This is a genomic window from Rhodococcus sp. NPDC058639 (assembly GCF_042717545.1).
Classification (GTDB): domain Bacteria; phylum Actinomycetota; class Actinomycetes; order Mycobacteriales; family Mycobacteriaceae; genus Rhodococcus.
In genome coordinates this window covers 288,398-310,269 of record NZ_JBHXRF010000003.1, presented here as the reverse complement: position 1 = coordinate 310,269, position 21,872 = coordinate 288,398, and the positions used below count along the sequence as shown (strand labels likewise).

General features: G+C 68.0%; 19 protein-coding genes. 10 read left to right on the top strand and 9 right to left on the bottom strand.

Annotation, left to right across the window (positions count from 1 at the left end):
• Nucleotides 1–97: 97 nt before the first annotated feature.
• The 3 genes from ACFWU2_RS07150 to ACFWU2_RS07140 all read right to left on the bottom strand — a co-directional run bounded on the left by ACFWU2_RS07150 (nucleotide 98) and on the right by ACFWU2_RS07140 (nucleotide 4,039).
• Complete coding sequence (locus ACFWU2_RS07150; protein ID WP_378603114.1) at nucleotides 98–1,900, bottom strand: AMP-dependent synthetase/ligase; 1,803 nt, start codon at nucleotides 1,898–1,900, stop codon at nucleotides 98–100.
• Nucleotides 1,901–2,073: 173 nt separating this feature from the next.
• Complete coding sequence (locus tag ACFWU2_RS07145; RefSeq protein WP_378603111.1) at nucleotides 2,074–2,712, bottom strand: phosphoribosyltransferase; 639 nt, start codon at nucleotides 2,710–2,712, stop codon at nucleotides 2,074–2,076.
• Nucleotides 2,713–2,764: 52 nt separating this feature from the next.
• Nucleotides 2,765–4,039 (bottom strand): TrpB-like pyridoxal phosphate-dependent enzyme, encoded by a 1,275-nt coding sequence (locus ACFWU2_RS07140; protein WP_378603108.1) that lies wholly within the window; start codon nucleotides 4,037–4,039, stop codon nucleotides 2,765–2,767.
• 143 nt (nucleotides 4,040–4,182) lie between these two features.
• Here ACFWU2_RS07140 and ACFWU2_RS07135 point away from each other — a divergent pair, with 143 nt between their 5' ends.
• Entirely contained in the window at nucleotides 4,183–6,024 is a 1,842-nt protein-coding gene (locus tag ACFWU2_RS07135) for a DEAD/DEAH box helicase (protein ID WP_378603105.1), read from the top strand.
• A gap of 8 nt (nucleotides 6,025–6,032) precedes the next feature.
• On the opposite strand, the gene ACFWU2_RS07130 is transcribed toward ACFWU2_RS07135, so the two are convergent.
• The 3 genes from ACFWU2_RS07130 to ACFWU2_RS07120 form a co-directional block, all read right to left on the bottom strand.
• Nucleotides 6,033–6,548, bottom strand: a complete 516-nt coding sequence (locus ACFWU2_RS07130; RefSeq protein WP_378603102.1) for a DUF664 domain-containing protein — start codon at nucleotides 6,546–6,548, stop codon at nucleotides 6,033–6,035.
• Complete coding sequence (locus ACFWU2_RS07125; RefSeq protein WP_378603099.1) at nucleotides 6,545–8,446, bottom strand: ABC transporter ATP-binding protein; 1,902 nt, start codon at nucleotides 8,444–8,446, stop codon at nucleotides 6,545–6,547. Before ACFWU2_RS07125 ends, ACFWU2_RS07130 begins: the two co-directional genes overlap by 4 nt.
• Nucleotides 8,447–8,555: 109 nt before the next feature.
• Entirely contained in the window at nucleotides 8,556–9,143 is a 588-nt protein-coding gene (locus tag ACFWU2_RS07120) for a hypothetical protein (protein WP_378603096.1), read from the bottom strand.
• Nucleotides 9,144–9,266: 123 nt separating this feature from the next.
• Between ACFWU2_RS07120 and ACFWU2_RS07115 the strand changes: the two genes are divergently transcribed.
• From ACFWU2_RS07115 to ACFWU2_RS07105, 3 genes are read left to right on the top strand one after another with little or no spacing between them, the layout of a single operon-like run.
• On the top strand, nucleotides 9,267–10,004 hold the full coding sequence (locus tag ACFWU2_RS07115) for an ABC transporter ATP-binding protein (protein WP_378603093.1): 738 nt from the start codon (nucleotides 9,267–9,269) through the stop codon (nucleotides 10,002–10,004).
• Nucleotides 10,001–10,756, top strand: a complete 756-nt coding sequence (locus ACFWU2_RS07110; RefSeq protein WP_378603090.1) for an ABC transporter permease — start codon at nucleotides 10,001–10,003, stop codon at nucleotides 10,754–10,756. The genes ACFWU2_RS07115 and ACFWU2_RS07110 overlap by 4 nt, the downstream gene beginning before the upstream one ends.
• Nucleotides 10,753–11,349: a TetR family transcriptional regulator gene (locus ACFWU2_RS07105; protein WP_378603087.1), complete on the top strand. Its 597-nt coding sequence runs from the start codon at nucleotides 10,753–10,755 to the stop codon at nucleotides 11,347–11,349. Before ACFWU2_RS07110 ends, ACFWU2_RS07105 begins: the two co-directional genes overlap by 4 nt.
• A 13-nt stretch (nucleotides 11,350–11,362) precedes the next feature.
• Here the strand turns inward: ACFWU2_RS07105 and ACFWU2_RS07100 are convergent, their stop codons facing one another.
• Nucleotides 11,363–12,133, bottom strand: coding sequence for a deoxyribonuclease IV (locus tag ACFWU2_RS07100; RefSeq protein WP_378603084.1), 771 nt, complete (start codon nucleotides 12,131–12,133; stop codon nucleotides 11,363–11,365).
• A 99-nt stretch (nucleotides 12,134–12,232) separates the two neighbouring features.
• On the opposite strand from ACFWU2_RS07100, the gene ACFWU2_RS07095 reads away from it, so the two are divergent.
• From ACFWU2_RS07095 to ACFWU2_RS07070, 6 genes are all read left to right on the top strand, one after another.
• On the top strand, nucleotides 12,233–12,994 hold the full coding sequence (locus ACFWU2_RS07095) for an SDR family NAD(P)-dependent oxidoreductase (protein WP_378603081.1): 762 nt from the start codon (nucleotides 12,233–12,235) through the stop codon (nucleotides 12,992–12,994).
• Nucleotides 12,995–13,110: 116 nt separating this feature from the next.
• Complete coding sequence (locus tag ACFWU2_RS07090; RefSeq protein WP_378603078.1) at nucleotides 13,111–13,872, top strand: ABC transporter ATP-binding protein; 762 nt, start codon at nucleotides 13,111–13,113, stop codon at nucleotides 13,870–13,872.
• A gap of 13 nt (nucleotides 13,873–13,885) precedes the next feature.
• The gene (locus tag ACFWU2_RS07085; RefSeq protein WP_378603075.1) at nucleotides 13,886–16,411 is read left to right on the top strand and encodes an ABC transporter permease; all 2,526 of its coding nucleotides are present in this window, start codon (nucleotides 13,886–13,888) and stop codon (nucleotides 16,409–16,411) included.
• A 114-nt stretch (nucleotides 16,412–16,525) separates the two neighbouring features.
• The gene (locus ACFWU2_RS07080) at nucleotides 16,526–18,136 is read left to right on the top strand and encodes an alpha/beta hydrolase (protein ID WP_378603072.1); all 1,611 of its coding nucleotides are present in this window, start codon (nucleotides 16,526–16,528) and stop codon (nucleotides 18,134–18,136) included.
• Nucleotides 18,133–18,621 (top strand): LppA family lipoprotein, encoded by a 489-nt coding sequence (locus tag ACFWU2_RS07075; protein WP_378603069.1) that lies wholly within the window; start codon nucleotides 18,133–18,135, stop codon nucleotides 18,619–18,621. The genes ACFWU2_RS07080 and ACFWU2_RS07075 overlap by 4 nt, the downstream gene beginning before the upstream one ends.
• Nucleotides 18,622–18,723: 102 nt before the next feature.
• Nucleotides 18,724–19,803, top strand: a complete 1,080-nt coding sequence (locus tag ACFWU2_RS07070) for a hypothetical protein (RefSeq protein WP_378603066.1) — start codon at nucleotides 18,724–18,726, stop codon at nucleotides 19,801–19,803.
• A 14-nt stretch (nucleotides 19,804–19,817) separates the two neighbouring features.
• Here ACFWU2_RS07070 and ACFWU2_RS07065 read toward each other — a convergent pair whose 3' ends face one another.
• Nucleotides 19,818–20,774 (bottom strand): glycerate kinase, encoded by a 957-nt coding sequence (locus ACFWU2_RS07065; RefSeq protein ID WP_378603063.1) that lies wholly within the window; start codon nucleotides 20,772–20,774, stop codon nucleotides 19,818–19,820.
• A gap of 34 nt (nucleotides 20,775–20,808) precedes the next feature.
• Entirely contained in the window at nucleotides 20,809–21,756 is a 948-nt protein-coding gene (locus tag ACFWU2_RS07060) for a hydroxymethylglutaryl-CoA lyase (protein WP_378603060.1), read from the bottom strand.
• Between the last annotated feature and the right edge of the window lie 116 nt (nucleotides 21,757–21,872).

Below are 21,872 nucleotides of genomic sequence, written 5' to 3'. Positions count from 1 at the left end.
GCCCGCTGGCGTGACCGGGATGGGTGAAACGCACTGTGCCCCTCGCCGGTTGGGCGAGGGGCACAGTGTGCAGCGTTACTACGTAGAACTGTCTCGATCAGTTGTAGATCGAGGCGATCTCCGAGCCGTGCTTCTCGTGGATGATGTTCCGCTTGAGCTTGAGCGTCGGCGTCAATTCGCCTGTCTCGATGCTGAAGTCGGTATCGAGAATCTGGTACTTCTTGATCGCTTCGGCCTTGGACACCTTCTTGTTGGTGTCGGCGACAGCAGTGTCGATCTCGGCGATCAGGTCTGCGTTCTTGATCAGGTCGCTGACGGGAGTGCCGGCCGGCAGGCTGTGGCGCTCGAGCCAACCCGGAAGCGCCTCCTGATCGATCGTGATCAGCGCACCGATGAAGGGCTTCGCGTCACCGACGACGATCACCTGGCTGATCAGCGGGTGCGCACGCAGCGAATCCTCGAGGATCGCCGGAGCGACGTTCTTGCCGCCCGCGGTGACGATGAGTTCCTTCTTGCGGCCCGTGATCGAGACGAAACCGTTCTCGTCGATCGCTCCGATGTCGCCGGTGTGGAACCAGCCCTCGCGGATCGCGTCCTTGGTGGCTTCGTCGTTCTGCCAGTAGCCCTCGAAGACCTGGGGGCCCTTGAGCAGCAGTTCGCCGTCTTCGGCGATCTTCGCGGCGCAGCCGTTGAAGGGCTTGCCGACGCTGCCGACCTTCTGCGCGGCGGGGGTGTTCATGATGATGCCGCCGGTGGTCTCGGTAAGGCCGTAGCCCTCGAGCACGTTGACGCCGACCCCGCGGAAGAAGTGTCCGAGGCGTGCGCCGAGTGCGGCACCGCCGGCGACGGCCATGCTCGCCTTGCCGCCGAGAGCAGCACGCAGCTTGCCGTAGACGAGCCGGTCGAAGACCGCGTGCTTGATCTTCAGGCCCAGGCCCGGTCCGCCCGTCTCGAGCGCCTGGCTGTACTGGATCGCGACGTCGGAGGCCTTCTCGAAGATCTTGCCCTTGCCGCCGTCGTAGGCCTTCTGCTTCGCGGAGTTGTAGACCTTCTCGAAGACCCGGGGCACCGACAGGATGAAGTCGGGCTGGAACTCGGCGAACTTGTCGAGCAGGGTCGTCAGGTCCGAGGTGTGCGCGACCGTCACCCGGCTGTCGAAGGCCGAGAACGAGATCAGGCGCGCGAAGACGTGCGCGAGCGGCAGGAAGAGCAGCGTGCGACGGCCGGCTTGCATGCTGTCGGGCAGGGCGATGGCGCACGCCGTCGACTCGGCGTAAAGGTGACGATGCTTGAGCAGCACACCCTTGGGGCGGCCCGTGGTGCCCGAGGTGTAGATGAGGGTCGCGCCGGATTCCGCGACGACCTGGGCACGGCGCTCCTCGACCTGCTCGTCGGTGATCGCGGCGCCGCGGGCGATGAGCTCGTCGACGGCGCTCTTGCCGCCGGAGCCGGGCTCGATCGTGAGCATCTCGCGAAGGGCAGGTGCGGCGTCGGCGACCTCACGCACGACGTCGGCGTACTCGTCCTTCTCCACCACGAGAATCGAGGTGCCCGAGTCTTCGAGGATCCACTTGGACTGATCGGCGGCGGAGGTCTCGTAGATGGCCACCGTGACGCCACCCGCGGTCCAGATCGCGTAGTCCAGCAGGACCCATTCGTAGCGGGTCCCGGCGAGGATCGCGACGCGGTCACCGAGCTCGATGCCCGAGGCCATCAGGCCCTTGGCGACGCTGCGGACCTGGTCGGCGAACTCTCGTGCGGAGACCTTCACCCACTTGCCGTCCATGGGCCGCTCGAACGCTACGAACTCCGGGGACTCCTTCTCGTGCCGGAACACCGAATCGGCCATCGAGACGTTCTCCGGAATCGAGAACGACTGTGGTACGGCAATCTCACTCACTGCGACCCTCCATCTTTTTGAATCTGCGGTGTGCATTGCATCACAGTTCATTGGGATTTGCATCACCCGGGCGTCCGATTTGCGAATAATTTACAGTCCGATAAGCGTGATGTGCACAACACAACCTACCGCCGGGTAATGGGCACGATGCTACATGGTCGATGAGTTGCAGATCACAGTCGACTGCTGCGAAGGATCCGGACAGCCTCGTCGTCCTCGAGCTGATGGAAGTCGTCGTACGCGGCGCCCACGCTGTTCGTGTCGCGCGGAATCCAGGGGCAGAGCACCTCGTCGGCGACCCGGGCAACCCGGCGGGCAGCCTCGGGGGAGGCGACGGGGACGGCCACGATCACGACAACGGCGCCGCTCGCACGCGCAGCCAGGCACGCCACCGCGACCGTGGCGCCGGTAGCCATGCCGTCGTCGACGATCAACGCGGTGCGGCCCGATAACTCGAGTCTCGCGTGCCCGGCGCGCAGCAGGTCGGCCCGCCGCTCGAGTTCGGCGCGCTCCCGCGCTTCGACGGCTGCGATCGTGGCGTCGTCGATCCGGCTCACCCGGACGACGTCGTCGTTGAGGACGCGGAACCCGCCTTCCGCGATGGCTCCCATCGCAAGCTCGGGATGCCACGGCACCCCGAGTTTGCGCACCACCAGGACATCGAGCGGGGCGCCCAGCGCGAGGGCGACTTCCCGCGCGACAGGGATCCCCCCGCGCGGCAGAGCCAGCACCACGGGATCGCGAGCGTCGCGCAGGTGCCTTGCCGCGCGGGCGAGTTGCCGCCCGGCGTCCTCTCGAGAGGCATACGGCACCTCTCCAGTATGGCCGAGCGGCACGTCGTGGACCGGCCGCCGGCCGGATCGGCTAGGTCAGGCGCCCGGAGAGATAGGCGTCGTAGGCGGGCAGGTCGAGCTGCCCGTGGCCGGACAGGCCGATCACGATCACCTCCGGCTCGGTGAGCCCCCTGGCGTAGTCGGCGGCAGCCGCGATCGCGTGTGACGCCTCGGGTGCGGGAACGATTCCCTCGTTCCGCGCGAACTCCACGGCGGCGGCGAAGGCGTCTGTCTGACGGACCGCCCGGCCTTCGACGTATCCGAGTTCGACTGTGTGGCTGAGGAGCGGCGCCATGCCGTGGTACCGGAGCCCACCCGCGTGGATCGGGTCGGGAATGAAGTCCTGTCCGAGGGTGTGCATCTTCAGCAGCGGGGTCAGTCCGGCGATGTCACCGTGGTCGTACCGGTACTCACCCTGCGTGATGGAGGGGCACGCGGTCGGCTCGACGGCCACGACACGCGTCTTCGCGCGACCGTGGATCACTTCGCGGATAAAAGGGAACGCCAGGCCGGCGAGATTGGAACCACCACCGGCACAGCCGAACACGACGTCGGCGTTGTCCTCGCCCGCTGCGCGTAGCTGTTCGACCGCCTCCAGCCCGATCACCGTCTGGTGGAGCACGACGTGGTTGAGCACGCTGCCGAGCGTGTACCGGGCGTGCGGGTCCTTCACCGCGACCTCGACGGCTTCGGACACGGCGATGCCGAGCGAGCCCGGGGTGCCGGGGTCCCGGGCGAGCACCGCACGTCCCGCCTCGGTCAGCTCCGACGGGCTCGCATGGACCGTGCCGCCGTAGGTCTCGATCAGGAAGCGTCGGTAGGGCTTGGAGTCGTACGAGGCGCGCACCTGCCACACCTCGAGGTCGATACCGAACTTGGCACACGCGAACGCCAGTGCCGAGCCCCACTGCCCGGCGCCGGTCTCGGTGGTCAGGCGGGTGACCCCGTCGAGGGAGTTGTAGTAGGCCTGCGCGACGGCGGAGTTGACTTTGTGACTGCCTACAGGGCTGACCCCTTCGTACTTGACGTAGATGCGGGCAGGGGTGCCCAGGGCCTTCTCGAACGACCGGGCGCGGATCAGCGGCGTGGTGCGGTAGTTCGCATACGCCTCGCGGACGGGTTCCGGGATCGCGATGTCCGTCTCGGTGGACAACTCCTGTTCGATCAAGCCCGTCGCGAACAGTGGCGCGAGATCGTCGGCTGTCACCGGTTCCCGGGTGCCGGGATGCAGGTGCGGAGGCGGCGCGACATCCAGGTCTCCGGCGATGTTGTACCAGTGGGTGGGGATGGCTTGGGAGTCCGGCATAGCGGTGGTCCTCTCGTTGTCGGGGAAGGCGTGGTCGCGTGCCCGAAGGTGTGAGCGAACACGCCCTGGCAGGGAGGTGAAAGCACTCTCATAGCCGGGGTGTGGCGCGGCAAGCCGCATCGATCCGATAAACTGCTGGTCAAATGAGTGAAATAGAAGACGCCCCCAACCAGGAGACCGCAGCTATCACGTTTGCCGATCTCGACATCGACCCCCGTGTGCTGCAGGCCCTTTCGGACGTGGGTTACGAGACCCCGTCGCCGATTCAGGCGGCGACCATACCACCACTGCTGGAGGGACGGGACGTCGTCGGTCTCGCTCAGACCGGCACCGGCAAGACTGCCGCATTCGCGGTGCCGATCCTCTCGCGGATCGACACCACGAAGAAGCGGCCGCAGGCGCTGGTCCTTGCGCCGACCCGCGAGCTTGCACTGCAGGTCGCGGAAGCTTTCGGCAAGTACTCCACACACATCCCCGGGCTGCATGTGCTGCCCATCTACGGCGGCCAGGCCTACGGCGTTCAGCTGGCAGGATTGCGCCGCGGCGCACAGGTCATCGTCGGTACCCCCGGACGTGTGATCGATCACCTTGCCAAGGGCACCCTCGACATCTCGGAACTCGAATACCTCGTCCTCGACGAGGCCGACGAGATGCTGACGATGGGCTTCCAGGAAGACGTCGAGCGGATCCTCGCCGACACCCCGGAGACCAAGCAGGTCGCGTTGTTCTCGGCGACCATGCCGGGCGCGATCCGCCGTCTGTCGAAGAAGTACCTGAAGGACCCGCAGGAAATCACCGTCAAGTCGAAGACGACGACATCTGCGAACACCACCCAGCGCTGGGTGTCGGTGTCCCATCAGCGCAAGCTCGACGCCCTCACCCGGATCCTCGAGGTCGAGTCGTTCGAGGCCATGATCATCTTCGTCCGCACGAAGCAGGCCACCGAGGATCTGGCAGAGAAGCTGCGCGCCCGTGGGTTCTCCGCCGCCGCGATCAACGGCGACATCGTGCAGGCGCAGCGTGAGCGCACCATCGGACAGCTCAAGAGCGGTGCCCTCGACATCCTCGTGGCGACCGACGTCGCGGCACGTGGCCTCGACGTCGACCGCATCAGCCACGTGGTCAACTACGACATCCCGCACGACACCGAGTCGTACGTGCACCGCATCGGCCGTACCGGCCGCGCCGGACGCACCGGCGACGCGCTGCTGTTCGTGACCCCGCGTGAACGGCATCTCCTCAAGTCGATCGAGCGGGCTACCCGCCAGCCGGTCGCCGAAATGCAGTTGCCGAGCATCGACGATGTCAACGCGCAGCGTGTGTCGAAGTTCTACGACGCGATCACCGAGGCGCTCACGTCCGAGAACCTCCAGTTGTTCCGCACCTTCATCGAGGATTACGAGCGCGAGCACGACGTACCGCTCGCGGACATCGCGGCCGCTCTGGCCCTGATGTCGCGGGACGGCGAGTCGTTCCTCCTGGAGAACGAGCCCGAGCCCGTCGCAGCTCCGCGCCGTGAACGCGAGCCGCGCGAGCGTCCCGCGCGTCGATTCGACGACGGACCGAAGGTCGGTCGCGACGGCCAGGAGATGGCTACCTACCGGATTTCGGTGGGCAAGCGGCACCGCGTGCAGCCGGGAGCGATCGTCGGTGCCATCGCCAACGAGGGTGGCCTCCGCCGCGGCGACTTCGGGCACATCAGCATCCGCGCCGACCACAGCCTGGTGGAACTCCCCAAGGATCTGCCTGCGCAGACGCTCGACGCGCTGCGGGCAACCCGCATCTCGGGTGTGCTCATCCAGTTGCAGCCCGATTCGGGTGCACCCGGAGGTCGCCCGAGCAACAACTACCGTGGCCGCGACGACCGCGGAGGCGACCGTCGAACCGGTGGAGGAGACCGCCGCGGCAGCGGAGACTTCACCCACCGCAAGGATCGCGGCGACCGTCGCGAGCAGAGCGGCGGCGGATTCCGTGCCCGCGACTGACCGTCAGGTCACCACGTCGCGCCGCTGAGCGTACCGGCGGTCGCGCCGTCGATCGATTCACGAATGACGTCGGCATGACCGGCATGACGAGCCCACTCCTCGATCTGGTGCAGAGCAAGAAACCGGACGGTGAGTGGGCCGTCGTGTACCAGCCACTTGGCGATATCCGCCGGCAGGTCGACGACGCGATCGAGGTCGGGTTCGGCACGCAGCACCGCGGCGAACTGGTCGGCGACGGCGTCGAGTCGTGCGAGCCGGTCGGCCGCGCTGTCGGCGTCGTCGACCAGCCACGCGGACTGCCAATCCTCGACGGGATCGCGGTCCGGGTTCACCGTGCCCGCGATCCGGTCGGCGGCAGCGGCATGCCCTTGCACGAGATGGTTGGCCAGTGACGCGAGGCTGAGCGACGACGCGCTCGGTACAGAACGTGCCTGTTCTTCGGTCAGGTCGGACACCGCATTGCGGAGCGCCGAGTACTGGTTGTCGAGCAGCGAGAGGATCAGTTCCGATTCGTTCGTAGTCATGACCCCAGTGTGGGGACCAATGCGGACGACTTCGGTCCTGAATCGGCGAACTGGGTTCGGTGGAGTTCTTCGTAGCGCCCGCCGGCCGCGAGGAGTTCGGCGTGGGTACCGCGCTCGACGATTCGGCCGTCCTCGACCACCAGGATCTGGTCGGCGGCCCGGATGGTGGACAGTCTGTGCGCGATGACCACCGACGTCCGTCCCGCGAGTGCTTCGGTGAGTGCCTCCTGCACGGCGGCTTCGGACGTCGAGTCCAGGTGCGCGGTGGCCTCGTCGAGGATCACGACCTGGGGGTGAGCGAGCAGCAGACGCGCAATGGTGAGCCGCTGGCGTTCGCCGCCGGACAGGCGGTAGCCCCGTTCGCCCACGACGGTGTCGAGTCCGTTGGGCAGTGACCGGATCAGGTCGGAGAGTCGCGCACGGCGCAGCGCGTCGAACAGTTCGTCTTCGGTGGCGTCGGGCCGGGCGAGGAGCAGATTCGCTCGCACACTGTCGTGGAACAGATGTCCGTCCTGGGTCACGAGTCCCACGGTGCTGCGGATCGAATCGGTGCTGAGGTCGCGCACGTCGACTCCGCCCAGCGACACGGACCCGGAGTCTACGTCGTAGAGGCGCGGAATCAATTGTGCAACGGTGGATTTGCCGGCACCGGACGATCCGACGAGTGCAACCATGTGGCCCGGTTCCACCCGGAACGACAGATCGTGCAGCACGGTCTCACCGCCGCGGGAATCGAGCACCGCGACTTCCTCGAGCGACGCGAGCGACACCTTGTCGGCAGAGGGATACGCGAAGCTCACGTCGCGGAACTCCACCGAGACCGGTCCCTTCGGCACGTCGCGGGCGTCGGGGGACTGCTTGATGAGAGGTTCGAGATCGAGAATCTCGAAGACCCGCTCGAAGCTCACCATCGCGCTCATCACATCCATACGGGCGCTGGCCAACGCCGTGAGCGGGGCGTAGAGGCGGGTGAGCAGCATGGCCATCGCGACCACCGACCCGGGGTCCAGTTGGTCGCGCAGCGCGTAGAAGCCGCCGAGCCCGTAGACGATTGCGAGTGCGAGCGCGGACACCAGGGTCAGGGCGGTGACGAAGACGCTCTGGAGCATCGCGGTGCGCACGCCGATGTTGCGCACCCGGCGCGCGCGGACGGCAAACTCCGTGGATTCCTGGGACGGCCGGCCGAACAGCTTGATCAACGTGGCACCGGGCGCCGAGAACCGTTCGGTCATCTGGGTGTTCATGACCGAGTTGTGGTTAGCCGCTTCCCGGCTCAGTTGCGCGAGCCGGGTCCCCATATGGCGCGCGGGCACGATGAAGATGGGGAGCAGCAACAGTGCGAGCAGGGTGATCTGCCATGAGATTCCCAGCATCACGACGAGCGTGATGACGAGGGTGACCAGGTTGCCGACCACCCCCGACAGCGTGTCGCTGAAGGCGCGCTGCGCGCCGATCACGTCGTTGTTCAGGCGAGAGACGAGTGCGCCGGTGCGCGTACGGGTGAAGAACGCGACGGGCATGCGTTGCACGTGGTCGAACACCGTGGTGCGCAGATCCAGGATGAGATCCTCACCGATGCTCGCGGACAACCACCGATTGGCGATCCCGAGTCCGGCCTCGACGAGAGCGATCGCTGCGATGATCACGGCGAGCCACACCACCACCGACACCGCGGCGTTGTCGACGATCGCATCGACCACGCGGCCGGCGAGGACCGGTGTCGCGACGCCGAGCGCGGCGATCGAGACGCTCAGGAGGAGATAGATGGTGATGTTCCGCCGGTGCGGACCGGCGAACGCGGCGATCCGCTTCAGCGTGGCCCGCGAGAACGGGCGTCGATCGCTCTCTGCGTGCATCGCGTTGTACATCGCGTTCCACGCGGTGATTTCCATGCTCATGGACGGGGGCCTCCTCAGCTCGCACCCGACGGTAAAACCTCGAGTGCGGTAGAGGTCAAGCCTAGGGTTACGGGCGGTCCGAGACCCAACCGCTTTTGCTCTCTTCGCCTCAGCGGGCGACGTCGATCACCACACGGGCGGGGTCGGCGAGCGAATAGACCACGAACGGGGTGCCGGTCTCGGAGACGCCGATGAACGACTGGGTGACGCCTTCGAAGACGCCGGAGCCGCTGACCTCGACCACCGAACCGCCCGGCGCGGCGAGGACGGGATCGGGCCCCGCGTACGGCTCGACACCGCTGTCGAACGGGTAGGCGGATCCGTCGATCAGGACCTGCAGGACGGCATCACCGGCGACGGTGACCTCGTTGCCGCTCCCGTCCTGGACGGCTTCGGCCACGTAGCCGACCCGCCAGCCCGGTGTGCCCTCGCCGTCGAGTTCGTACACCACGCGGTCGAAGCCCTCGTGCACTCCGGTCCGGATGTCCGTGACCGTGAGCTTCGCTCCCACACCCGCGGGGGAGACCTTGTCGGCCGCATCGGTGGGGGCATTCGAGGAGTCCGGCTCCGGCGCTTGCGTGGTCGGCGTGTTCACCGACACGGCCGGCGAGGGTGCCGGATCGCTGTCGGAAGCGGAGCAACCCGCGAGAACCAACGCGGCGGCAGAGACGGCGAGGCCGATACGGGTGCGAAGCATGGGGCACATGGTACGGCGCGCAACTCAGGAATCCGGGAAGGCGCTCGGAGGGCTTGACGTCGATCACGTCACGGCGGACAGTGGGCGTTACGCATATTTCAACGCTCGATGAATTGAGTAGCGATGAATACTCCATCGAACTCCCTCGCCGTCGATGTGCACGATCTTCGCGTTCGCCGCGGTTCCCATCTCGCCCTCGACGACGTCTCCCTTCAGGTCTCGCGCGGATCGATCACCGGGTTGCTCGGCCCGTCGGGATGCGGAAAGACCACGCTGATGCGCTCGATCGTGGGCAGCCAGATCGTCGAATCCGGCACCGTGACCGTGCTCGATCTCCCCGCCGGGACCGCCGAACTGCGCCGTCGGGTCGGATACGTCACGCAAGCGGCGAGCGTCTACCAGGACCTCACCGTCACCGAGAACGTCTCCTACTTCGCGTCCCTCTACGGCAGACCTCGCGCCACGGTAGGGGCCACCATCGACGCAGTGGGGCTCACCAGTCACGCGCGCACGCGCGCCGACGCACTGTCCGGTGGGCAACTCGGACGCGTGTCACTCGCGTGCGCGCTTGTCGGTGATCCTGAACTCCTGGTGCTCGACGAGCCGACCGTTGGGCTCGATCCGCTGCTGAGAGTTGAACTGTGGGAACACTTCCGCTCACTTGCCCGACGTGGGGTCACCGTGCTCGTGTCCAGTCATGTGATGGATGAGGCCGACCGCTGCGACGACCTGCTGTTGATGCGTGAAGGCCGACTCGTCGGCCAACTCACCCCTGCGCAATTGCGCGACCAAACCGGGGAAACCCGCCTCGAGGACGCGTTTCTTCGGTTGATCCGCACGAGGACGGAGGCACCGTCATGAATCCGGTTGCGTATGCGGCCACCACCGAACGAATCCTGCGGCAGTTGAAGGCGGATCACCGCACAGTCGTGATGATCGCCCTGGTGCCGACTCTTCTGATGATCCTGCTGTATTTCATCTACCAGAACACCCCGGCCGGCCCCGACGGCCGGACCCTGTTCGACCGCATCGCGATCGTCATGCTCGGGATACTGCCGTTCGTGGTCATGTTTCTCGTCACGTCCATTGCGATGCAACGCGAACGGGTCTCCGGAACTCTGGAGCGGATTCTCGCCACACCCCTGGCGAAACTTGACCTGCTCGCCGGATACGCCAGCGCGTTCTCGTCGGCTGCGGTGGTGCAAGCGGGACTTGCGTGCGCCGTAGCCTTCGGCCTGCTCGGTGTAGCCGCCGAGGGAGCGGTCGCGTGGGTTCTCGTGATCGCGATCCTGGTGGCAGTTCTCGGGGTCTCGCTCGGATTGTTGTGCAGCGCCTTCGCCCGCACCGAGTTCCAGGCTGTGCAATTCATGCCGGTGCTCGTGATCCCGCAGTTCCTGCTGTGCGGCCTGCTCGTCGCGCGTGAGGATCTCCCGGACTGGCTCCGCTGGATCAGCAACGTCCTTCCGCTCAGTTACGCGGTCGAAGCGTTGCAGCAGGTCGCCAACCATCCTGGCACCACGGGCCTGATGATCCGCGACCTTCTCGTCGTCGTGGGCTTCGTCGCGGTGGCGTTGGCACTCGGGGCGGCCACCCTCCGTCGTCGCACACAGTGAGCCCGCGGTCGGGACGGCGGCCGGGAACGTCCGGCGCGCGTGAGACCATCCTCGACGCCGCGCGGGAACTCTTCGCTGCCAACGGGTTCGACAAGACCACGATTCGTGCGGTCGCGGTGAGAGCGGATGTCGACCCGGCCCTCGTGCATCACTACTTCGGCTCCAAGGTCGATCTGTTCATCGCGTCGATCGCACTGCCCGTCGATCCGCACGACGTCCTTGCGCCGGTGTACGCATCGCCCGTCGAGGACATCGGACACGCTCTCGCCACCGCTGTCATCGGACTGTGGGACTCCGAGCACCGCGACGCCGCTGTCGCGATGTTCCGCTCGGAGATTGCGGGCGGCGAGGGCAGTCTGATCCGGACCCTGCTGCTCGAGGTCGCGCTCGAGCCGCTGCTCGTCCGGATCGACCACCCCGTCGGAACGGGACGGCTTCGGGCGGAACTCGTGGCGACGCAGATGACGGGGATCATGCTCGTGCGGTACATCCTCGCCTTCGAACCGCTCGCGTCGCTGCCGTCGGAGCAGATCGTGGAGATCGTCGCTCCGACGCTGCAGCGCTACCTCACCGGCGACCTGCCGGCCGGCTGACACCTCCCGAGCCCTACGCGGTGTGCTTGCGCAGATACGTGATGTCTTCGGCGATACCGGCGCCGGGCGTCTCCAGGACGACGGGCGCACCGGCCGCGACGGCGATCTCGGCGAGCAACTGCGGATCGATGGTGCCGTCGGCGAGGTTCGCGTGCCGGTCGCGCGCCGAATCGAATTCGTCTCTCGAATTGTTGAGATGCACCAGGTCGATGCGGCCGGTCACGGCTTTGACACGATCGACAACGTCGACGAGATCCTCGCCCGCCGCCCAAGCATGGCAGGTGTCGAGACAGAAACCGGCGCCGTAATCGCCGATGGCATCCCACAGCCTGCCGATCGCGTCGATGTACCGGGCCATCGCGAAATCACCGCCCGCGGTGTTCTCGACCAGGATCGGCACCGGGAAGCCGCCCTTGTCCTCCTGGCGTTCGAACAGCTTCCGCCAGTTCTCGACACCGGCCGCGACATTCTCGCCGTCGCGCACATGGCCACCGTGGACCACCAGGCCGAGAGCCCCGATTCGCGACGCGGCCTCGGCATGCTCGGCGACGGCCTTGCGGGAGGGCATCCGCAACCGGTTGTTGAGACTCGCGACGTTCACGACGTACGGCGAATGCACGACCACGTCGATGTCCGAGGCGAGAATCTGATCCTTCCGCGGGTGCTCACCCGGGGTGTCCCATTTCTGCGGGTCCGAGAGGAACAGCTGCACCAGATCGGCGCCGAGCCGCTCACCCTGCCCGATGGGGTCGTCGTCCTGACGGACGTGCGCGCCTATCCGCATGGAACCAGGGTAGGGGAGCTTCCCGGTCACTGGGACGGCAATGCCGCGCGCGGTCGCGGGATCTGCTTGATTCGGTCGACCGACGACAGGGGAGACTTCATGGGGAAGCTGGACGGCAAGGTCGCGCTGATCACCGGTGCCGGGCAGGGAATCGGACAGGGCGTCGCGCTGGCTCTGGCCCGCGAGGGTGCCGCCATTGCGGTGACCGGCCGCACCGAGAGCAAGCTCGACGACACGGTCCGGCAGATCCGGGAGGTGGGCGGCACAGCCGAGCCCCTCCGATGCGACATCGCCGACCTCGATCAGATCACCGCCGCGGTGGAGCGGACAGCCGAGCTGTTCGGGGGCGTCGACATCCTCGTCAACAATGCGAGTCTCAACCCGCTCGGACCCGTTCTCGACCTGACCGCGAAGCTGATGGAGAAGGCCTACCGCACCGGGCCGGTGGCGGCCCTGCACGCGATGCAGACGGTGTATCCCCTGATGAAGGCGCGTGGTGGGGGCTCGATCGTCAACATGGTCAGTTCTGCGGCCGTGCGCTGGGACATGTCCGGGTACGGCGGGTACGCCTCGGTCAAGGAGGCGCTCAGATCGCTGACCCGGGCCGCCGCATCCGAATGGGGTGTCGACGGTATCCGCGTCAACGCCGTGGCGCCCCACGCCATGTCCCCGGGATTGGCGTGGTGGACGGAGAACCGCCCCGAGGAAGCCGCGGAGTTCGTCGCGACCATCCCGCTGCGGCGTATCGGCGACTGCGAGGAAGACATCGGCCGGGCGGTCGCGTGGATCGTCAGCGACGACGCCCGTTACCTGACCGGTGCGACGGTTCCGCTCGACGGTGGGCAGGCACGCTGGGCTTGATCCGCTGCCGACGCAGATAGGCGGTGCAGGTAGGCGGTGCACCCGCAGAATCCCTGAAACAGGGATCAGGGTCCTCCCCGATGGTGCAAGAGGGTCCGGCCGAGGAAGATGGTTTCATGCCATCGAACTCGGCTCCCGCAGCCCGATCCCAGGATCTCAAGAAAATCTACGGAACCGGCGAAACCGCCGTTCACGCACTCGACGGTGTGACGGTGGAATTTGCCACCGGCGAATTCACCGCCATCATGGGCCCGTCCGGATCGGGCAAGTCGACGTTGATGCATTGCCTCGCCGGTCTCGACAGCGCGACCTCCGGGCAGGTGTTCATCGGCGACACCGATCTCACGAGCCTGTCCGACAAGGAAATGACGCAGTTGCGGCGCGACCGCGTCGGCTTCGTCTTCCAGGCGTTCAACCTCGTCCCGACGCTCACCGCGCTCGAGAACATCACGCTGCCCGTCGACATCGCCGGACGGAAAGTCGACCAGGAGTGGCTCGACACCGTCATCGGGCGACTCGGTCTCGGTGACCGTCTCGGCCACCGCCCGGGTGAGCTGTCCGGTGGTCAGCAGCAGCGCGTCGCGTGTGCCCGTGCGCTTGCAGGCCGCCCGGAGATCATCTTCGGTGACGAGCCGACCGGCAACCTCGACTCGCGTTCGTCCGGAGAGGTGATGTCCATCCTGCGCGCCTCGGTGGACGAGTTCGGGCAGACGGTCGTGATCGTCACGCACGACCCGCGTGCCGCGGGATACGCCGACCGCGTTGTGTTCCTCTCCGACGGCAGGGTCGTCGACGAGATGCGCGACCCCACCGCCGACTCGGTCCTGGATCGCATGAAGCAGTTCGATCCCGCCGCCATGTCACCTCTGGCGAAGTAGGAGCGATCCGAGCATGAGTGGAAATCCCATCCGCAAGGTGGCATTGCGCAACCTTGCCGCCCACAAGGTGAGGCTTGCGCTGACCGTGCTGTCCGTCGTGCTCGGCACGGCGTTCATCACCGGTTCGTTCGTCTTCACCGACACGCTGCAGCGCACGTTCGACGGCATCTTCGGCGACGTCGCGCAGGGCGTCGACGTTCGCGTCAGTGCCGAGGAATCCGGTTCGAGCGGCGTGCCGGTGGAGGATATCGCGACGGTCGAGGCGCTTCCCGCCGTCGACCGAACCACCCCGTACATCGGCGGTGCGCTCGTCCTTCTCGGCTCCGACGGTGCCGCGATCCAGACCGGGGGCGCCCCGGTGGAGGGGTACGCCTACTTCCCGCCCGAGGAATTCGTCGGCGAGTCACAGGAATTCATCGAGGGCACCCCACCCGCCGAAGACGGCCAGATCGCGCTCAACGCCAGCGCCGCCGAGCGCGGTGGCCTCGAAGTCGGAGACCAGACCTCGATCCTCTCGATCGCGCAGGGCATGGTCCCCGTGACGGTGAGTGGCATCTACAACCTCGAGACCGACACCGGCGGCTACATCGGGGCGATGTTCACCGAATCGCAGGCGTCGACGCTGTTCACCGATGGCCGGCACGTCGGATACCTCAACATCGCGGGCGACGGCTCCCTGTCCCCGGAGGAACTGCGGGACGAGATCGCGGCGGCTGTGCCGGGCATGAAGGTGCAGACCGGGGCGGAGGTCACCGAAGAGACGAAGTCCCAGGTCTCGGAAGCGCTGAACTTCCTCAACTACTTCCTGCTCGCGTTCGGTGGCATCGCGTTGCTGGTAGGAACGTTCATCATCTACAACACGTTCTCGATGATCGTCGCGCAGCGACTCCGCGAACTCGCGCTGCTCCGAGCCATCGGCGCGAGCCGGAAACAGGTCGGCCGCTCCGTCACGCTCGAGGCGCTCGTCGTCGGACTGATCGGCAGCATCATCGGTATCGCCGCGGGTGTTGCCCTCGCCTACGGCCTGCGTGCCGCACTGAACGCCGCGGACCTCGGGTTGCCGTCCGGTCCGCTGCAACTGGCGCCGCGCACGGTCGTCGTGGCCCTGATCGTCGGAATCGTCGTCACCGCAGTCAGTGCCTATGCCCCGGCACGCCGCGCGACGCGGGTGCCGCCCGTCGCCGCGATGCGGGAGGAGTCCACCGGGACCGTCGAAGGCCTGCGGGTGCGGACGATCGCGGGCATTGTCGCGGCCGTCGTGGGTGTCGTGCTCGTCGTGTTCGGTGCGCAGGGCACCGGTGGAGGTGCGGCCTCCGCCGTCGGCGGTGGAGCGTTTCTGCTCGTCGTCGCGGTCATGCTCGCCGCACCGGCGCTGTCGCGGCCCGTCGTGGGTGCTCTCGGTGCGGTGTTCGCGCGCCCGTTCGGCGCCGTCGGCCGGCTGGCGCGCACCAACGCGACCCGCAACCCGCGCCGCACCGCAGCCACCGCATTCGCACTCACTCTGGGCCTGATGCTCGTGTCCGTGATCGGTGTCTTCGGTTCGTCGGCGAAGGCCAGTGTGGACGCTGCCGTCGACAACGGAGTCCAAGCCGACTTCATGCTCACCGGACCGCAGATGTTCGGAGTGCCGCTCCCGGCCGCCGACGCGGCGAAAGGGGTCGAGGGTGTGGTTGAAGTGGTGCCGGTCCACGGCGTGCGGGCGAATCTCGACGGAGAGGACGGTTTCGGCACGGCGGTGACGGGCGTGCTCGACGACGTGATCGATCTGCAGATGGTGGAAGGCGAGCCGGAGGCCACGGGCAACGAAATGCTCGTGAACCAGAGCACCGCGAGTGAGAAGGGCTGGACGGTCGGCTCGACGGTCCCGGTCACGAGCCGTGACGGCGACACCGTGGACGCGACCGTGGCCGGTGTCTACACCGACAGCCAGATCATCGGCCCCTGGGTGATGTCGCAGCAGATCTACGAGCAGTTCACGCCCCCGGCAACCCGGTCGGCGATCGTCGTGCTGATGAACGTCGCGGACGGGGCGGACCCGAGTGCCGTGCGGTCCGGTCTCGAGGCCGCCACCAAGGAATACGTGATCGTCCAGGTTCTCGACCGTGAGCAGTTCAAGGGTGAGCAGGCACAGCAGATCGACATGCTGCTCGCCATCCTGTACGGGTTGCTCGCTCTCGCTGTGGTCATCGCGATCCTCGGCATCGTCAACACACTGGCGCTCTCGGTGGTCGAACGGCGACGTGAGATCGGCATGCTGCGTGCGGTGGGGATGCAACGCGCCCAGGTGCGACGCACCATCTATCTCGAGTCCCTGCTGATCGCGGTGTTCGGTGCGATCGTCGGGGTGATCCTCGGCTTGTCCTTCGGCTGGGCGTTCGTACGGACTCTCGCCGACCAGGGACTCGACATCATCTCGGTGCCGTGGTCGCAGGTCGTGGGGATGCTGGTGGCGTCCGGTGTGATCGGCGTGCTGGCCGCGTTGTGGCCCGGCAATCGTGCCGCCAAGACACCTCCGCTGGAGGCGATCTCGGACCTCTGACGGGGAGACGATCCACAGTCTTCCCTTTCATCCACAGCGGCCGGCCTGGCGGAGACACTCCGCCGGGCCGGCCGCATTTCTGCCCCTACGCTGCCGCGGCAGGGGGTGGAGATCATGAGGATGCACGATCTGATCCGGTGGGATCCGGACGCGCTGAGCGACTTCGAGGCCGGCCTGGGGCGGTGTGCCGCCGGTGTGGAGCACGTGCGCGAGGCGGTGACCATGCGGACGCGTTGTGAAGGCCGATGGCGCGGTGACGCGCACGACGCTGCCGGTCGGCATTTCGCGATGTGCGCCGCGGCGCTTGCGGCCCAGTCGGATTCGCTTCGCCGGGTGCGCGACTGCGCGCTCCTGGTCGCACCGAGACTGCGGGCGCTCCGCGCCGAACTCGAGGCGATACGGTCCGACGCCGCCGCGAACGGTGTCGTGGTCGCCGACGACGGCACCGTGCATCCGGCGCCGGGCGCGTCGCCGGCCACTGCCGTCCGTGCCGGGATCCAGGCTCGGGTCGCGGCGATGCTCGCGCGCGCCGCGGAACTCGACCGCGAGGCGGCGTGGATGCTCTCGCGCGAACTCGACGAGCCCGGCCCCGCCGAGCAGGTCACGTCCTTGCGGTTCGGTGGCACCCGCACGGAGCTTCCCGACCTGCCCAGGCCTCCCGCGCCGGGTACACCGCCCGACGTGGTCGCGCGCTGGTGGGCCGGGCTGGACGAGCGCGACCGCACCGCCCTGCTTTCCGGGCATCCCGCGCTGATCGGAGCACTGGACGGAATTCCGGCCGGCGCGCGCGATGCCGCCAACCGCGCGCTGCTCGGCATCGAACGCCGGCGACTCGAAGGGGTCGCGGCGCAGTTGCAGACCGAACTCGGCGGCACCGTGTTCGGTGGCCTGTTCATCGACGCGGACGCCGGACTCGAGCAGACGGCCAAGAAACTCGCGGCGCTCGATGCGCTCGACGAGGTGCTGGCACGAGACGACCGGCATCTCCTCGCCCTCGATCTGACAGGTCGGGAGGCGATGGCGGCGGTCGCGGTCGGCGATGTCGACGAGGCCGACCGTGTGGCCGTGTTCGTGCCGGGCGCCGGCTCCACGCTCCAGGGCAGTCTCGGCGGGTACGACACGCAGGTCTCGGCGTTGCGCGACGAGGCGCGTCAGCACCTCGGCGACGCCGCGGAGAGCGGTGGCAGGGTCGCCGCCGTCACGTGGCTGAACTATCAGGCGCCGCAATGGGGTTGGGGACTGGCGTACACCGAGCGCAGCCCCGTCTCCGATCTCGCGGCGCAGATCGCGGCACCACGCCTGTCGGGTTTCCTGGACGGTCTCGGGGCATCGAGGGCCGACGCCCCCGATATCACCGTGGTGGGGCATTCCTACGGCGCCGTCGTCGCGGGTCTCGCACTCCAGCAGGGCGCCGACGCCGACGCCGCGGTGTTTCTGGGCGCGCCGGGAATCGGCACGGACGACGTTCGCGATCTCGGATTGTCCGAGGGCGCAGCTTATCTGGTGGAAGCCAGGTGGGATGCGTTCGCCGACGTGGGAACGTTCGGCGGCGACCCGAGCTTCCTCGACGGGCTGAGGCACCTGCCGTCGGGCGCGGGCACGTCGGCCACCGGAGAACCACTCACGGCGATTACCGGGCACAGTTCCTATCTCCAGCCCGGTTCGACGAGTTCCTACCAGGTCGCCGCGGTCGTCTCCGGCGCCGCGGGACGAGGTGCGGCATGAGGCGCGCCGGGACCGGAGCGGCGGTACTGCTCGCTGTTCTCGTTGCCCTACCCGCCTGCGGTCCACGTCCGGTGCCCGTCGCGAAGCCGGAACCGGTGGCATCGACCAGCCGAGGTGCTGTCGAGTTCTACACCGGCGTGCAGCGCACCGTCCTCACCGCGCTGTCCGCAGAGTTTCCGGACCTGCACTTCACGCCGCGGTTCTCGCGAACGTCGACCGCGTGCACGCTGCCCGACGGCGCTGTCGGCACGCTCGTGCATCTGCCTATCTACGGATCCGAGGTACCGGTGCCCGCCGACGCGCTGAGCCGGGCCGCCGCCGTCGTCGAGAAGGTCGCGGCGCGTTCGGGATTCCACGAACCGCTCGTCATGCCGCCGGATGTGGGATTCGCGTTCCGGATGTTCGCCGCGGACGGTTCGTACATCACGTTCGGGAGCTACGTCGCGTCGACGGTCGCCCTCACCACCGGCTGCTACCGACAGTGACCCCGGTGGCGAGTTGTCCCCGGTTGTCTCCGGGCCGTCGGCTACGCTCGTGCTTTCCGTGCTGAAACCTGCGAGTCGGCGAGGGGACAGGATATGCGCCCGATGCTCGGCATTGCCGTGGACGACGGTGAGGTGTGCGCGGTACTCGTCGACGCCGACGTGCCCTCGCTCGGACCGTTCGACTCCCAGCGGCTGGTTCCGGAACGCGGTGCGGCCGCTGCGGACACCGCGGCGAGAGCCGTCGTCGCCATGACGGAGCGGGCCGCGACGGCCTCGTTGGCGATCCAGGCGATCGGGCTGACGGTGACGCCCGGCGGCGGCGACGAGACCCGGGACATCGCCGACGCGATCGGGGCTGTCACCGACAGCGCCGTCCAGGTCGTCGACCTCGACGACGCGCGCCTGGCGTACCTCGCGGGTGCTCCGGAACTCTCCTCGACCCCGGTGCTCGCTGTCCACACCCGCACCGGAGGCGTCGAATCCGCGTCGATCGTCGACGCGGGGTCGCGTGCCGTGCTCGCGTCGGTCTCCCCGTCCGGTGACGTGTTCGGCGGGTACTCCGAGTCGCTGCCGGAGGCGATGGACGAAGCGATCGCCCGCGCGGGACGGACGCCGCAAGCCCTGGTGTTCCTCGACCTCCAGCCCGGCGACGCCGGTCCGGCGAGGGAACTGGCAACGATCCTGGGTGTCCCGTTCGTCACTCCGCACGGCGTGCCCTGGCATCGCGCGACCGGTGCGTCGCTCGTCGCGGCGAAACGGACCGAACCGGTGGCCGCTGCCGCGGCTGCGCCGGGCCGGGGCGGGGGAGCGGCACTGCTGGCCGCTCTCGTCGCACTGGTCGCGATTCTCGGTGGTGGCCTCGCCGTTGCCGTGGGCGGGATCGCGCAGACGAACGGCTCCACGCCGGATGATCCGGGCACGTCGGTGTCACCCTCTGCACCCGCACAGGAATCGGCATCGGTGGCGGTGCCGGTTCCGGAAACGCCTGTCGCGGTGCCGCCGGACCCGTGCGAAGCCGCACGGCCGGTGTCGTGGCCCGCCCGGGCGTCCGATCCCGACCTGCCCGGTCCCTCCGGAGCGGATCGCGGCTCCGGTACCACCGGCCCCGGCATCATCGGTCCCGACGGTGCGGTACCCGCAGAGCCGGATCCGTGCGCACCGGAGCGCCCCGTCGCGCCCTGACGCCGAAAGCCGTGTCAGAGGCGCAGTCCCGCACCCGCCCGGATCATCGCGTCGGTGTCCGACGCGACCACGACATCTGTGAAGCGGGTCCGATAGTCGCCGAGATCGTCGCCGACCGAGCCCACGACCGCGACCACGGGCACGCCGTCACAGCGCGCGAGAATCGCGGAGACGATCTTGCCCGCACGCGACTGCCCGTCGAGTCTGCCTTCGCCCACGACCACCAGGTCCGCCTCGCGCACCGCGGCGTCGAAACCGACGGAGTCGAGCACGAAGTCGGCACCGGAGCGCAGTTCCGCACCGAACCGTGCCCACATGCCACCGGAAAACCCGCCCGCGGCACCGGTTCCGGTGACCTCACGCGGGTCGCGCGGGAGAGACAGGGCAGTGTCCTCGAGACGCCGGGTCAGGGCCTCGACCGTCGCGGGATCGGCGCCCTTCTGCGGTCCGAACACCCGCGCCGCATCGGTGTACCGGGTCGTGACGTCCGTCAGGACCGTCACTCGCGCGCCACCGAGGCCGCCGGCGTCGTCGATCGCGGCGATGGCGCCGAGGCCACCGTCGGTGGTCGCGGATCCGCCTGCCGCCACGACGATGTGCCGGGCACCGCGCTGCGCCGCTGCGGCCATGAGCATCCCGGTGCCGTATGTATCCGCCGTGACCGCATCTCGCGGGCCGTCGTGCGGCGTGGTGATGCCGCTCGCCGCGGCGAGTTCGACGACGGCGGTGCCGTCCGCGCCGATGCCGAAGACAGCCCGGCACGGCACCCGCCACGGATTCACCGCGTCGGCTTCGACGTGCTCGAGACCGAGCGGGCCGAGCAGTGCGTCGAGGGTGCCTTCACCACCGTCGGCGACGGGCATGCGTGTCGCGTGATGTCCTGCGGACTCGGCGCCGGTGGCGACGGCCTCGGCAACGTCGGCCGCGCCGTACGTGCCCTTGAAACTGTCGGGTGCGATCAGAATCCGCACGGCACCCGCCGATCGGTCGCCGGACCTTGCGCCGTCACCGCAGCACCCACTCGAAGGCCTGCGCGTCGGAGCGTGCGCCTTGGCGCGCCCGGGAGCGGTTCGGTTCGCCCAGTTCGGTGACGAGGTCCTCGCCGAGGGACACGAGCGCACCGAAACCGGCCGGAGTCAGCCACGACGGACGTGTCGCGAACAGCAGGTCTTCGCTGGCGGTGTTGCCGCTTGCTCCCGGCGCGAACGGGCAACCGCCGAGTCCTGCGAGCGCGCCGTCGACCACGCTCGCGCCGGCCGCGACCGCTGCGAGACTGTTCGCGACACCGAGGCCCCAGGTGTCGTGGCCGTGGTAGACGATGCGCCGCTGCGGTGATTCCGTGCGCACCCGAGTCACCAGCGCCGACACTTGACCGGGGACCGCCTGACCCAGGGTGTCGGCGAGGACGATGTCGGCCGCGCCGTCGGTACGCGGGTCGTTCGCGATCTCCAGCACCCGGTCGGGGTCGACGGGACCGTCGAACGGGCAGGTGAACGCTGTGGCGAGACACAGTTGGATGCTGCCCCCCACGGCGTGTGCCTGTTCCACAGCAGCCGGCATCGCCTCGAGACTCGCGTCGGTGTCGCGGCCGATGTTGGCACGGTTGTGAGCGTCCGACACCGAGAAGCAGTACTGGAAGTGGCGTACGCCTGCCGCGATCGCCTTCTCCACGTGCCGCGGTGTCGCGACCCACACCCAGCACCGATCGAGTTCTTCCGGGGTGAGTGCCGACACCAGTTCGAGGGTGTTGGCCATCGGAGGCACGAGATCGGGTCGAGCGAGCGACCCGATCTCCAGTTCCGGTACTCCTGCGGCGAGCAGGGCCCGCACCACCTCGACCTTGCGTTCGGTGGACAGCATCTTCCCGGTGAGCTGCAGGCCGTCACGCAGCGTCACGTCCCGCAGGATCGCTACGTCCGCCTGAGGATCGTTGCCGGTCTTCGGATCGGTCAACCTCGTGCCTCCACCCTCTCGCGCATCGTTCTCGTCGGACCCAGTATGGTCGCGCGGCAAGACGAGCACGATTCGTGGACACACCGCGTGCCCGGTGAAGGATCTGTGACACGTGA

Excerpts from the sequence above, each read along its gene's own strand:
- ACFWU2_RS07140 (WP_378603108.1), bottom strand. The coding sequence starts at position 4,039 with ATGCCGGACTCCCAAGCCATCCCCACCCACTGGTACAACATCGCCGGA.
- ACFWU2_RS07135 (WP_378603105.1), top strand. The coding sequence starts at position 4,183 with ATGAGTGAAATAGAAGACGCCCCCAACCAGGAGACCGCAGCTATCACG.
- ACFWU2_RS07130 (WP_378603102.1), bottom strand. The coding sequence starts at position 6,548 with ATGACTACGAACGAATCGGAACTGATCCTCTCGCTGCTCGACAACCAG.
- ACFWU2_RS07125 (WP_378603099.1), bottom strand. The coding sequence starts at position 8,446 with ATGAGCATGGAAATCACCGCGTGGAACGCGATGTACAACGCGATGCAC.
- ACFWU2_RS07120 (WP_378603096.1), bottom strand. The coding sequence starts at position 9,143 with ATGCTTCGCACCCGTATCGGCCTCGCCGTCTCTGCCGCCGCGTTGGTT.
- ACFWU2_RS07115 (WP_378603093.1), top strand. The coding sequence starts at position 9,267 with ATGAATACTCCATCGAACTCCCTCGCCGTCGATGTGCACGATCTTCGC.
- ACFWU2_RS07110 (WP_378603090.1), top strand. The coding sequence starts at position 10,001 with ATGAATCCGGTTGCGTATGCGGCCACCACCGAACGAATCCTGCGGCAG.
- ACFWU2_RS07100 (WP_378603084.1), bottom strand. The coding sequence starts at position 12,133 with ATGCGGATAGGCGCGCACGTCCGTCAGGACGACGACCCCATCGGGCAG.
- ACFWU2_RS07095 (WP_378603081.1), top strand. The coding sequence starts at position 12,233 with ATGGGGAAGCTGGACGGCAAGGTCGCGCTGATCACCGGTGCCGGGCAG.
- ACFWU2_RS07090 (WP_378603078.1), top strand. The coding sequence starts at position 13,111 with ATGCCATCGAACTCGGCTCCCGCAGCCCGATCCCAGGATCTCAAGAAA.
- ACFWU2_RS07085 (WP_378603075.1), top strand. The coding sequence starts at position 13,886 with ATGAGTGGAAATCCCATCCGCAAGGTGGCATTGCGCAACCTTGCCGCC.
- ACFWU2_RS07080 (WP_378603072.1), top strand. The coding sequence starts at position 16,526 with ATGAGGATGCACGATCTGATCCGGTGGGATCCGGACGCGCTGAGCGAC.
- ACFWU2_RS07075 (WP_378603069.1), top strand. The coding sequence starts at position 18,133 with ATGAGGCGCGCCGGGACCGGAGCGGCGGTACTGCTCGCTGTTCTCGTT.
- ACFWU2_RS07070 (WP_378603066.1), top strand. The coding sequence starts at position 18,724 with ATGCTCGGCATTGCCGTGGACGACGGTGAGGTGTGCGCGGTACTCGTC.